General features: G+C 47.6%; 12 protein-coding genes, 2 rRNA genes and 1 riboswitch. Of the genes, 8 read left to right on the plus strand and 6 right to left on the minus strand.

The window, feature by feature from the left end; all coding sequences use genetic code 11:
- Window positions 1-18: 18 nt before the first annotated feature.
- Complete coding sequence (locus J7E78_RS26835) at window positions 19-894, minus strand: radical SAM/SPASM domain-containing protein (RefSeq protein WP_215079599.1); 876 nt, start codon at window positions 892-894, stop codon at window positions 19-21.
- A 183-nt stretch (window positions 895-1,077) separates the two neighbouring features.
- Window positions 1,078-1,180: riboswitch (TPP riboswitch) on the plus strand.
- 157 nt (window positions 1,181-1,337) lie between these two features.
- Here J7E78_RS26835 and J7E78_RS26840 point away from each other — a divergent pair.
- The 8 genes from J7E78_RS26840 to J7E78_RS26875 all read left to right on the plus strand — a co-directional run bounded on the left by J7E78_RS26840 (window position 1,338) and on the right by J7E78_RS26875 (window position 8,416).
- Window positions 1,338-2,108 (plus strand): ABC transporter ATP-binding protein, encoded by a 771-nt coding sequence (locus tag J7E78_RS26840; RefSeq protein WP_215079601.1) that lies wholly within the window; start codon window positions 1,338-1,340, stop codon window positions 2,106-2,108.
- Window positions 2,098-2,928: an ABC transporter permease gene (locus J7E78_RS26845; RefSeq protein ID WP_251035286.1), complete on the plus strand. Its 831-nt coding sequence runs from the start codon at window positions 2,098-2,100 to the stop codon at window positions 2,926-2,928. Before J7E78_RS26840 ends, J7E78_RS26845 begins: the two co-directional genes overlap by 11 nt.
- A gap of 53 nt (window positions 2,929-2,981) precedes the next feature.
- On the plus strand, window positions 2,982-4,055 hold the full coding sequence (locus J7E78_RS26850) for an ABC transporter substrate-binding protein (RefSeq protein WP_215079603.1): 1,074 nt from the start codon (window positions 2,982-2,984) through the stop codon (window positions 4,053-4,055).
- A 15-nt stretch (window positions 4,056-4,070) separates the two neighbouring features.
- A complete protein-coding gene (locus J7E78_RS26855) occupies window positions 4,071-4,214 on the plus strand; it encodes a hypothetical protein (protein ID WP_215079605.1) in 144 nt (47 codons plus the stop codon).
- An 856-nt stretch (window positions 4,215-5,070) separates the two neighbouring features.
- Window positions 5,071-5,883, plus strand: a complete 813-nt coding sequence (gene thiM / locus J7E78_RS26860) for a hydroxyethylthiazole kinase (RefSeq protein ID WP_215079607.1) — start codon at window positions 5,071-5,073, stop codon at window positions 5,881-5,883.
- Window positions 5,880-6,692, plus strand: a complete 813-nt coding sequence (thiD, locus tag J7E78_RS26865) for a bifunctional hydroxymethylpyrimidine kinase/phosphomethylpyrimidine kinase (RefSeq protein WP_215079610.1) — start codon at window positions 5,880-5,882, stop codon at window positions 6,690-6,692. Before thiM ends, thiD begins: the two co-directional genes overlap by 4 nt.
- Window positions 6,692-7,357, plus strand: a complete 666-nt coding sequence (gene thiE / locus J7E78_RS26870) for a thiamine phosphate synthase (protein ID WP_215079612.1) — start codon at window positions 6,692-6,694, stop codon at window positions 7,355-7,357. Before thiD ends, thiE begins: the two co-directional genes overlap by 1 nt.
- 315 nt (window positions 7,358-7,672) lie before the next feature.
- A complete protein-coding gene (locus J7E78_RS26875) occupies window positions 7,673-8,416 on the plus strand; it encodes a MerR family transcriptional regulator (protein WP_215079614.1) in 744 nt (247 codons plus the stop codon).
- A 560-nt stretch (window positions 8,417-8,976) separates the two neighbouring features.
- On the opposite strand, the gene J7E78_RS26880 is transcribed toward J7E78_RS26875, so the two are convergent.
- The 5 genes from J7E78_RS26880 to J7E78_RS26900 form a co-directional block, all read right to left on the minus strand.
- A complete protein-coding gene (locus J7E78_RS26880; protein ID WP_311518105.1) occupies window positions 8,977-9,459 on the minus strand; it encodes a hypothetical protein in 483 nt (160 codons plus the stop codon).
- 331 nt (window positions 9,460-9,790) lie between these two features.
- Window positions 9,791-10,447 (minus strand): deoxynucleoside kinase, encoded by a 657-nt coding sequence (locus tag J7E78_RS26885; RefSeq protein WP_215079619.1) that lies wholly within the window; start codon window positions 10,445-10,447, stop codon window positions 9,791-9,793.
- Window positions 10,444-11,067 carry a deoxynucleoside kinase gene (locus tag J7E78_RS26890; RefSeq protein ID WP_215079621.1) on the minus strand — a complete coding sequence of 208 codons (624 nt, stop codon included), beginning with the start codon at window positions 11,065-11,067 and terminating at the stop codon, window positions 10,444-10,446. The genes J7E78_RS26885 and J7E78_RS26890 overlap by 4 nt, the downstream gene beginning before the upstream one ends.
- 199 nt (window positions 11,068-11,266) lie before the next feature.
- A 5S ribosomal RNA gene (rrf, locus tag J7E78_RS26895) occupies window positions 11,267-11,383 on the minus strand.
- Window positions 11,384-11,464: 81 nt separating this feature from the next.
- Window positions 11,465-11,639, minus strand: a 23S ribosomal RNA gene (locus J7E78_RS26900); the annotation flags it as partial.

An 11,639-nucleotide genomic window follows, 5' to 3' on the forward strand; every position in this document is an offset into this window, starting at 1 on the left:
GCTGGTTGATATAAGATATCAGGCTCCAAATCTCTGACGATAACCGCACTTTCGACACAACTCTTCCACAGCTTCCCGCTTGGAGAAGCCATATACCAGATTGTTCGCTCGCTCACCCTCAATAATCTCCGAGAATGACTTCTCGTGCACATTACCCAAGTTAATTACACCCTCGCCATCTAGACAGCATGGAACCACCGTTCCATCCACAAGCACAGCTGCCTGATTGCGAAGTGCATGGCAGAAGCCTTTGCCTTCATCTTCAGGTGCATCCAGACTTGGCCACTGGAACTCATGGTCCTGATTCAGGTATACATTTGGGGCAATTTTGACCCCGCTGCCTGGAACTACTTTTTCCTCAATGCGGAAGTCCAGATTGAACTCACGTTCTAATACTTCAAGGGTCTCCCGATTTCGATTCATCTGAGCATTCGTGAAGTTATCCTGCGTCAGATTCCACAGTCGGAATGAGATGATGACATTATGCTTAACGGCCTCGTGTACAAAGGACAAAATATGGCGCAGGTATCCGTCACGGTCTGTTGAACCTTCATGCCCATCGAAGCTGTGCAGGGAGAAATTCATCTGCCGCAGCGCCGGTTTGCCAAGCAATTTATGCTGAGTCTTAGGTAGCAGCGTACCATTCGTTGTAATGTTCACCTTGAGTCCCTTCTCATATGCGGAATCAAGCAGCAGATCTATTTTGGGATGCAACAAGGGTTCACCTTTGACATGTAGATAAATATGGTTGGTGTGTGGTTTAACTTGTTCCAGTATATTGTTGAAGACTTCAGGGTCAATGAATCCTTTGGCACGCTGCGTCTGTGGACAGAAGCTGCAAGCCAGGTTGCAGATACTCGTGATCTCAATATATACTTTTTTAAACGTTTTCAACTCGGGTCCCCATTCTGCCTAGGAGGGAGAACAATCCCACCTGCAATTTGTGATCCGGCCTATACGGGCCATCCCTATTATATCGGGTTCATGAGCCGAGGTAAATTGTTCAGTTAATCATGCTGCCTCTTTACAGTTCATGTTCGAGTGATATATGCTGAACAGACAACTGCATATCTTGAACTTTTGCACTAGGGGAGCCTTCCGGCTGAGACGAATATGACTATTCGGACCCTTTGAACCTGATCTGGATTATACCAGCGGAGGGAAGTGGAGCGGCCTTTTAGTAAGCGGAATTTTTTCATGTATGTGAAGATAAATTGCGGATTTAACTTACAGACCCACTCATTTCTCCGGAAATGGGTGGGTCTTTTTTGTTTCTTTTGCAGAGACAGGATGCCGTTGTTATTCCAGCAGTCTGACATCAAGGGGGTGAGGATCAGATGAATAACCATGTAACCATTCACAACGTAAGCTTTGCTTTTGCCGAAAAAAAGGATTCCCCCGTGCTCGCCAATGTGTCGCTTCAGGTTCAACAAGGAGAATTTGTCTCGCTCATCGGCTCCAGCGGGTCAGGTAAAAGCACGCTCTTCAAGCTGCTCGCAGGCTTGCATGAGCCAACCGTTGGCACCATCGATATTGCTGATGTACCGCAAGGACAACGGCTCGGACGAGTCGCTTATATGCCGCAGAAAGATCTGCTGTTATCCTGGCGAACCGTCATGGAGAACTGCATGCTGCCTGCCGAGTTGACACCAGGCCGACAGAACAAGGACAAGGACAAGTTACGAGCCGATATCATGGCAGGATTGGCAAGATTCGGCCTGTCCGGTTATGAACAGGCCTATCCAGATGAATTGTCCGGCGGCATGCGGCAGCGGGTGGCTCTGCTTCGTACCTTGCTTACAGGTGGGCAGCTCATGTTACTGGATGAACCCTTCGGTGCACTCGATGCCTTAACCAAACGAGAAATGCATCATTGGTTGTTGGAGCTGTGGGAGGGCTTTGGCCAAACCGTGCTGTTCATTACACATGACATCGAAGAAGCCCTGCTGTTAAGTGACCGTATCATTCTGTTAACTCCAGGGGGGCAAGGTCAGCAGTTGCGGGAGATGACGGTTCCTTTACCACGCCCAAGGCATTCGGACATGATCTACGAACCGGCTCTCGTGCAGATGAGGCAACAACTGGAGGAACAATTGCATGCAAAATGATAGAGCTGAGTTTAGCGTTTGGACGTGGTGTTCAAAGTGGCTCTCGAGGTCGTTTTCTCAATATGGTTTGTTTATTGTGCTCATGTTCTTATTACTGGCGATCTGGGAAGTGATTGTGCGTATGGGATGGGTGCCCTCCTTTATCATTCCTGCACCCACGGCCATCACAGGCTCACTGGTTGAGCATCGTCGTCTGCTGTTGACCATCCATCTGCCTGCTACCTTTATGGAAGTTGCTGTTGGTTTTGGCTTGTCCATAGTGACTGGAATTACGCTGGCAACAGCCATGCATATGAACCGATCGATTGAAAAGGCCTTGTATCCCTTCATCGTGATCAGTCAGACCATCCCGCTGATTGCCTTGTCCCCCGTATTTATCTTGTGGTTTGGTTACACGTTGTGGAGCAAAGTTGCGGTGGTGTTCTTAATCGCATTCTTCCCCATTGTGGTCAGTACCTACGATGGACTCCGCCAAGGCGATCCAGAGCAGTGTGAACTGCTGCTCACCATGGGAGCCAGCAAGTGGGATATTTTTCGAAAACTCCAGGTTCCGCTGGCACTTCCCTCTTTTTTCTCGGGGTTAAAGATGTCTGTGGTGTACTGCGTAGTTGGGGCAACGATTGGCGAATGGCTTGGTGGCAGCAAAGGTCTCGGATACTTCAGCCGTCGTATGTCCAGCAACATGAACACGGATGCAATGTTTGCCGCCATTTTGCTGTTATCCCTGCTTGGGATCGTTTTGTTTGTACTGATTGCCTGGCTGGAGAAACGGTTTAACATACGGCGTCATCGTCATGGAGGCAAAAGAAAAGTTGGATAATACTTAGACAGAAATTAGAGGTAAACAAAACGACGAAATGAGGAACTTCATTTATGAATAACAAAGGTATATACACCCTGCTTCCCATCATGCTCATTAGCCTTTTGATGATCGTTGGCGGATGCAGCACCACGAATACCAGCAAAAACACGCCAACAACAGACTCTGCAAGCAATGCACAACAAACAGACAAGTCTGCAACCGAACCAGCATCAGACACCAAAGATAAACTCTCCATCATGCTCGACTGGTACCCGAATGCAGTACATTCCTTCATCTATGTGGCTCAGGAGAAAGGGTACTTCACAGACCAAGGTCTCGATGTCGAAATTCAGATGCCTGCGGATACCAATGATTCACTCAAACTTGTTGCTGCCGGTAAAATTGATCTGGCTCTAAGCTACCAACCCCAAATCTTGCTCGCTCGTGGTGAGAACATTCCTGTACGTTCCATTGCTGCTGTTGTTCGGCACCCGCTTGTGCATCTGTTGACCGAAGCAAATGGTAACGTGAATTCACCCAAAGATCTTGACGGAAAAACTGTCGGTTATTCTTCGATTCCGCTGTATGAAGCGATGGTACGTACGATGATCAGCCACGATGGCGGCAATCCTGACAACATGAATCTGGTTGACGTTGGGTTCGATCTGATTCCTTCGCTGGCTTCCGAACAGGCAGATGCGATTATGGGTGGTTTTATTAACCATGAACAATTGATTTTGGAGAAAGAAGGACATGCCATGAAATCCATTAACCCCGTCGATTATGGTGTGCCTGATTATTATGAACTGGTCCTGACTGCAAGTGAAGCTGGCATTGAAGCGAAAAATGACCAACTTACCCGGTTCGTCAAAGCGATCCAGGAAGGACAGAAATATGTAACGGAGCATCCAGAAGAAGCCTTGAATATTCTGCTCGCTCATGAGAATGAAACGTCTCCGCTTGACCCGGAGATCGAAACCAAAAGCCTGGCTATTCTACTGCCACTCATGAATGAAGAAGGTCAGATGTTTGGTCGGCAGGAAATGGAGTCGTGGGAAAATGTACGTGCATGGCTCGTTGAACAGGATTTGATTCCTGAATCGGTGAAAGCCGAGGATGCTTTTATTCATCTGCAAGGAGAGTAAGTAAAGGGGCGCAACGTGAATGAAGGAAAAGTGATTGAACATAAAGGGAATGAAAGCAAGGGGATTAAAAGCAAAGTTAGAAAAACGTGGGATCGGATGCAGGAAGGTTTGCGAAATGGAATTGCCCTGAAGCAAGCATCTGAGGATCAGAATTTTTAACAAGCCTAAGTGGCTTGATGTGCAATTGGGTAGATTGATATGCGTTTGGGTGGCTTGTTGATATGTATTTGGTAATATACATTAACGCATATCTTCAAGCCTACTGGGAGCTGAATTGCGCGCCCTAATATGCTCAGAGTAGAACATGGAGCGAGCGCTAACGAATCTGAGGCGTCCTATTCAGGGATTTGGAGCGGTTGCAGAAATCTAAAGAATCTGAGACATGTTATATCAGAATAAACAGCTGTTTGCAGCTTTTTGGTCAGGGAAATTTGGGAAATAACGTGTCTGATGTTCCTTACATTTCAAAAGGAGGACCTGACAGCCAAATAAGATGTCCTGTGTTCTTTAGAAACAGCGTCTGCCCAGTCGTGCCCCGATCATGTCCCAATCAGTTGGGTATCGACCAGCCTGAACTTCAAGATACTGGATGGATGCTAACGTCCATCACCGTACTCTAGCCTGAGTTTGAAGAAATATCCTGGGTTCACTTTCTGTATTTTGTATCGTTTCGTTTTTTTACTGTTTCGTTTAGTACTGTTGCCTTTCTGCAAATTTACATTATATTAATCCAACCTTTAGCTGTTTCAATCAATGGGAGATATAGATCAAAATGGATTCAATTTATCTATATTCAGTTACAAAAATCCATTTTTAGTGAGTTATGAAAATGATTTAGATTTTGATTTTACGTTTTACGTTTTACGTTTCTGCTTTTCCCACAATAATGCATCTGGCTATTGTTACACTCTGCGCCCTACTCAGGCAAGGAGACTCATATCCTATTATTCTACTGAGTGATTACAGATATCGGACTTCCGCCGATGGGGTTACTTCAAAACAAGGAGGAAATTATATGTCTTATCTGGAACGTGTTCGTACGCAAAATCCGCTGGTACACAATATCACCAACCTTGTCGTGGCTCCCTTCACAGCCAATGGTCTGCTTGCACTAGGTGCGTCCCCTTTTATGGCCTATGCTCATGAAGAGGTCGCTGATGTCGCCAAGATGTCAGGAGCCGTGGTACTCAACATCGGTACACTCGATGACAAAGTCGTTCAGGCGATCCGTCTGGCAGGCCAATCGGCTAATGTGCATCACGTGCCTGTGGTGCTTGATCCCGTCGGTGCAGGCGCAACCGCCTATCGCACGGAAACCGTGCAGATGCTCGTTCGTGAGCTTCGTCTCACGGTACTGCGCGGCAATGTGGCAGAGGTCGCCAATGTCATCGGTGAGAGCTGGAGTATCAAAGGTGTAGACGCAGGATCAGGTGAGGGCGACCGGATCGACATTGCGGAGCGGGCAGCACAACAACTTGGCTGTGTCGTGGTCATCACGGGAAAAGAAGATATCATTACCGATGGACAATCCACATTCCTCACGAGTAATGGTCATGCCCTGCTCACTCAAGTCACGGGTGCTGGCTGTCTGCTCAGTTCGGTGATTGGCGCTTTTACAGCCATAGCAGAATCAGAAGCCGATCTTCTAGGCAGTGTTGTTGAAGCACTCACTTTTTATGGTTTAGCAGCTGAACTAGCGGCAGAGCGGACGGCTCATCAGGGGCCGGGTAGCTTCCAGATTGAGTTGTTGAATCAACTGGCACAAGTGACACCTGACCTCTTGGCAGAACGCGCACAGATCCGTCAGATCCGTGGAGGTGCAGTATGAGGATTGCTCAAGCACTAACCATTGCAGGTTCTGATAACGGGGGCGGCGCAGGCATTCAGGCTGATCTGAAAACCTTCCAGGAACTTGGTGTATACGGCATGACCGTTATCACCGCTATTGCTGCCCAAAATACAACCGGTGTGCAGGGCGTTTTTCCCATCCCTTACGATGGCATTATCCAGCAATTGGACTCGACCGGCGAAGACTTTCAACCAACCGCAACGAAGACCGGCATGTTATATAGTGCCGAGATTATTCGTCTAGTGGCTGAAAAATGGCAGCAATACCATTGGTCGAATCTGGTCATCGACCCTGTGATGGTAGCCAAAGGTGGCGCCCCCCTGCTCCAGCAGGAAGCTGTACAGGCGTTGGTTACGGAGCTGTTGCCCCATGCCCTGATCACAACACCCAATATTCCGGAAGCGGAACTGCTTACCGGGATGTCTATCACGAATCTGAGTCAGCGGGAAGAAGCCGCACGGCAGATCGTTCAGATGGGCTCAACGTATGCTTTGGTCAAAGGTGGTCATGATGAAGGTAGTGGCATGATCGTGGATGTGCTCTACGATGGGCAGTCATTTCATTACCTGGAGAATGTTCGTGTGGTAACACGTCATACACACGGAACTGGATGCACATACTCTGCTGCGATCACCGCAGAGTTAGCCAAGGGGTCACCTGTTCTGGCTGCTGTCACGACTGCGCGAGCATTCATTCAGGCAGCCATTGAAGATGAGCTGGGGATTGGGGCCGGACATGGGCCAACGAATCATTTTGCGTATCAGCGCAGGCAGCGGGGTGAGCAGTGATGCACCCTTGGGAAGCAGATGCGGTACAACGCGCGATGCAGGTGTACTTGGTGATGGGCAGTGTCAATACAACGCAAGACCCTGTGGAAGTGCTGCGCCAGGCCATTACTGGCGGCATCACGCTGTTCCAGTTCCGTGAGAAGGGAACTGGCGCCCTGGCTGGCGAAGCTCGCATCACGCTTGCGATGCGGCTTCGCGAGGTGTGCAGCCAGCACGGGGTCCCGTTCATCGTGAACGATGATGTGGAGCTGGCTGTAGCGGTGGAGGCCGACGGCGTGCATGTCGGCCAGGAAGATGCGGACGCAGCCCTAGTACGCGCCCGCATTGGAGATGGGCGGATGCTTGGCGTATCCGCCCACTCTGTGGATGAGGCGCGCCGTGCGGTGCAGGCGGGCGCCGACTACCTTGGCGTCGGGCCCATGTACCCGACGCGCTCCAAAGCGGATGCCCACGCTGTGCTGGGCCCCGCAGGGGTGGCGGAACTGCGCGCCGCAGGCATCGCAGTTCCGATTGTGGGTATCGGCGGCATTACGCCCGATACCACGGCCGCCGTGATGGCGGCTGGAGCCGACGGCGTAGCCGTCATCTCCGCCATCGCGGGCGCGGCCGATGTGCGCGCAGCGGCTGCGCAGTTCGCTGCGGCAGTGCGCGGGATGCAGGCGTAGCCCTGCTCTCCCTGCACTGCCATCCCCGTGAGCTGCACCGAATACATGGTGCAGCTCACAACCATTCGCCCTCCTCTCTATAACAGAGGAGCCTCCCCCTGGGGCGCGGCAGCAGCCCATGTCTTCGACATAAAAGCGCATCCTCTCCCCTCCAGTGACTGAATGATACAATATTTTAGTCACACCTTTTCACATCTAGTCACCAATCCATGATCAAGATGCAGCCTCCATGCTTGCATCTTTTTTTTCATTTTCAACGGTTGACTCTCACGTAACGTGACACTGTACAATCGGTGTTGTAAGGAGGTTTCACACATGGCCATGAAGGTAAAAGAAGTTGCCGAACTTGCCTCGATCAGTGTGCGCACACTGCATTATTATGATGAGATCGGACTATTAACCCCGGACGAAGTGACTTCTGCCGGGTATCGATTATATTCAGATGCCAATCTGGAACGGTTGCAGCAGATTTTGTTTTTCAAGGAACTCGACTTCTCTCTGAAGGAGATCAAAAACATTATAACCAACCCCTCCTTCAATCCGGAAGAAGCACTTAAAATGCATCGACTTATACTGCTCGAGAAACGCCAACGCCTGGACCAGATGATTGCTACCATTGATAGAACGGTTTTACACGTGAGAGGAGAAATTAAAATGACAGCCAAAGAACAATTCGAAGGATTTGATTTTAACCAGAATCCGTATGGACAAGAAGCGCGGGAACGTTGGGGAGACCATGCCGTCGATCATGTAAATCAGGAGCTGCACAGTAAATCAACCACGGAGCAAAAGGCTCTATCCGATCAAATGAACGAAATCTATAAACATCTGGCTTCACTTCGTCACACAGAACCAGCATCTGCGGAGGCACAGGCCGGCATCAAAAAGTGGTACACTTGGCTAAACCAAATGGGAAGCTACTCGCCTGAAGCCTTTCGAGGACTTGGTGAGATGTACGTAGACGATGAACGCTTCACGCGTAATATTGATCAGTTTGGTGATGGATTAGCAGTATTTATGAGAGATGCTATGGCTGTATTTGCTGACCAAAACAAATAATATAGCCCTGTCTTCAACCACATACAGTATTATTCAACTCTCATTGCCGTCAGATGTGGACTGTAAACGATAGTCTGGAAGTTAACGCCCTGTCCTGTAAAGGTAAAAATTTTCATGTCATCAGCTTTATTCGCAGTAAATGACCATTCGGATATTTGAACCTACCTTCTGGGGTAACCACATGTTTCTTGTAATTAACCTTATGAACATGTTGGATATATACTAGGGTTATGTGGTAAGTAATTTAAATCGATCCGAGTTGTTGCAAAAGTTATGAGCCGTATCCCACACCTACTACCCAGTAGATATACAAAAGGGACGTACGCCCTCAGGCGTATCGTCCCTTTTGTGTGCAAGTAACTCAGCCGCAATGTGAACAAGCCTAACTGCTGCTCACTCTGAGTACTATAAATACCTTTTAAAGTAGATGCTCTTTACTACGTTTTCTTCTGCTCCCAGTCCTTCGATATAACCGTTTCACCAGATGTTTAGGATGATGATATTAAGTTTCTTCTGTCAAACGTTCTTCATTTTGCTGCCAGCGTCCACCGTCTATCCGATTAAGCTCTTGGTGCATGATCCGATGAAGAGGCATCCGTGGCTAGACTAGTTCTCGCCATCCGGCCAGGAATCTGCCATGCAGACACAATCGCAAGCACAATGAATAACAGATCAATCGGTTGGCTGAAATACTCCTGGAAGGTTTCCACAAACGCACTAATCATCTCGCTATCAAACACAAGTTCCATCACGCTTACATCACCAAACAGTTCGGAAGTAAAATAAACCACCGTCAGATATTTCCCCAACAAAATGCCTACGAGCGCAAACAGTACGGCAATAATCTTATGTACCGTCGCAATTCGTTTATTGGAGAACAACACAACTGCGTAGCCCGTGAGCGCTCCAATCAAAATCGCAATTAATCCCACCTCATAATCGGTCATTGCAGCAATAGCTGCCCATACGATGCCTCCCAGAATGGCTGCAATTAAACCACCAATGACCGGCATACCGATTTTAACTCCTTGTTTCTCTTCCACGTTGTCTTTCCCTCCTGAGTCATGCATATGCTTCTTTTCCAGAATTCACCTTTCCTATGAAACCACAAAAAGACCTATTATTCAACATTTTTCTACTTTTGGTGAGCAAATATATTTATATAACATAAGAGATATATTATATTTCCGTTTATTTAATTGCTCAGATAAATCATTTTAGTTTTATCCACAAACAACTCATAATCACTCCCTTGGCACATAAAAAAACATCCCTTCCAACAGCATAATAGCCGTAGAAGGGATGTTGTCCATATCTATATCATGGATATAACCAATGTAACTCAGAAAAATACATTGGAAAGCTCTCTCTATCTTACCTTTGCACTTCCTTGGAAGGCTGAATAACAGCTGCAATCTGTGCCAAAATGGCAGCCACCGATGCCGGATCATGCACATCATACTCATCAATGTTCAGACGCAGCACAGGGCAAGCTGTAAACTGATCAATCCACACGGAATAGCGCTCATGCATGTGCTCCCAGTACGAACGATCCGTCTGAATCTCCATCTCGCGTCCACGTTCCGTAATTCGGTTTAAAATCGAAGGCAGACTGCCTTCCAGATAGATCAGCACGTCTGGATGTGGGAAATACGGTGTCATTACCATCGCTTCAAACAAACTGCTGTATGTCTCGAAATCTGTAGCAGACATGGTTCCTTGATTTGCATGCATTTGTGCAAAAATACCCGTATCTTCATAGATGGAACGATCCTGTACGAATCCCCCACCTAGTTCAAAAATCTTTTTCTGTTCCTTGAAGCGCTCTGCCAGGAAATAAATCTGCAGATGGAAGCTCCAACGCTCGAAGTCATGATAGAACTTCTCCAAATATGGATTATGATCAACTTGTTCCAGAGAAGTCTTGAAATTCAAACGCTGTGCAAGCGCAGCCGTTAACGTGGATTTGCCCACTCCAACCGTACCTGCTACCGTAATTAATGCATTCGTAGGAATGCCATAGTTATTCATATGATATACTCCTTTACCTGATTAACAATTTGCCTGAAGTGTTCAGGATGTTCCACAAAGTCGAGCTGCTCTGCATTGACCTTAATGATTACTGGCGGATTTGAGCTATTTGCCAAATAGTCCATGCCTGTTTTGTAATCGGCGATCAGTTGTTCCATATATGCCGGGTCCATATCCTGCTCAAATGAGCGTCCACGCTTGTTAATGCGGTACATCAACGTATCGAGTTCAGCTTCAATATAGAGCACCAGATTGGGCTTTGGCAGATCATCTGTTAACAGATGATAGATTTGACGATATTTATCCCGTTTCGTTCCCTTTAAGGTACGATCGGCAAAAATCAAATTTTTATAGATATGGTAGTCCGAAATGACAGGGGAATTCTGCTCGACATAGTGAGCGCCCGTGTCTTCCAATTGTTTAAACCGATTACAAAGAAAGAACATTTCCAATTGGAAACTCCACTCGTCGATATCCTGATAAAAGGAAGCCAGAAATGGATTCTCTTCTACGATTTCTTTAACTAACGGAAGATTCAATTCATGGGAAAGCATCGTTGCCAGCGTTGTTTTCCCCGCTCCGATCGGACCTTCCACGGCAATAAACGGGGCTGATTTCATCGTGTTCACTGTTCCTCCTCGTACTTATGCGTGTTTCCGTTTTCTATATAGACCTCACCTATTGTATCACAGCTTTAAGGATTGGAACGCCAGTATTTTATGTATATAACAAGTCAAATCAGAATTATTGAATTACATAAAATGAATTACATAAAAATGAAAAAGACACACTCGATATCATCAAGTGTGTCTTCTTATTGCTTGGCGGCGTCCTACTCTCCCAGGACCCTGCGGTCCAAGTACCATCGGCGCTAGAGGGCTTAACGGTCGTGTTCGGGATGGGTACGTGTGGAACCCCTCCGCCATCGCCACCAAACGCATAGCTTAGCTTACATTTCAGAGTGGTTGTTCTCTGAAAACTAGATTCGAAACGAAACATGCGATTTACAACTTGCTATTGGATAAGCCCTCGACCGATTAGTACTGGTCAGCTCCATGCATTGCTGCACTTCCACCCCCAGCCTATCTACCTCGTCGTCTTCAAGGGGTCTTACATACTGGGAAATCTCATCTTGAGGGGGGCTTCACGCTTAGATGCTTTCAGCGTTTATCCCGTCCGTACATAGCTACCC

This window comes from Paenibacillus polymyxa (assembly GCF_018614975.1).
Taxonomy (GTDB): domain Bacteria; phylum Bacillota; class Bacilli; order Paenibacillales; family Paenibacillaceae; genus Paenibacillus; species Paenibacillus polymyxa_E.

What these genes read in the sequence shown, in the direction of transcription:
- J7E78_RS26840 (WP_215079601.1), top strand. Translation starts at nt 1,338, where the DNA reads ATGAATAACCATGTAACCATTCACAACGTAAGCTTTGCTTTTGCCGAA.
- J7E78_RS26845 (WP_251035286.1), top strand. Translation starts at nt 2,098, where the DNA reads ATGCAAAATGATAGAGCTGAGTTTAGCGTTTGGACGTGGTGTTCAAAG.
- J7E78_RS26850 (WP_215079603.1), top strand. Translation starts at nt 2,982, where the DNA reads ATGAATAACAAAGGTATATACACCCTGCTTCCCATCATGCTCATTAGC.
- thiM (WP_215079607.1), top strand. Translation starts at nt 5,071, where the DNA reads ATGTCTTATCTGGAACGTGTTCGTACGCAAAATCCGCTGGTACACAAT.
- thiD (WP_215079610.1), top strand. Translation starts at nt 5,880, where the DNA reads ATGAGGATTGCTCAAGCACTAACCATTGCAGGTTCTGATAACGGGGGC.
- thiE (WP_215079612.1), top strand. Translation starts at nt 6,692, where the DNA reads ATGCACCCTTGGGAAGCAGATGCGGTACAACGCGCGATGCAGGTGTAC.
- J7E78_RS26875 (WP_215079614.1), top strand. Translation starts at nt 7,673, where the DNA reads ATGGCCATGAAGGTAAAAGAAGTTGCCGAACTTGCCTCGATCAGTGTG.
- J7E78_RS26885 (WP_215079619.1), bottom strand. Translation starts at nt 10,447, where the DNA reads ATGAATAACTATGGCATTCCTACGAATGCATTAATTACGGTAGCAGGT.
- J7E78_RS26890 (WP_215079621.1), bottom strand. Translation starts at nt 11,067, where the DNA reads ATGAAATCAGCCCCGTTTATTGCCGTGGAAGGTCCGATCGGAGCGGGG.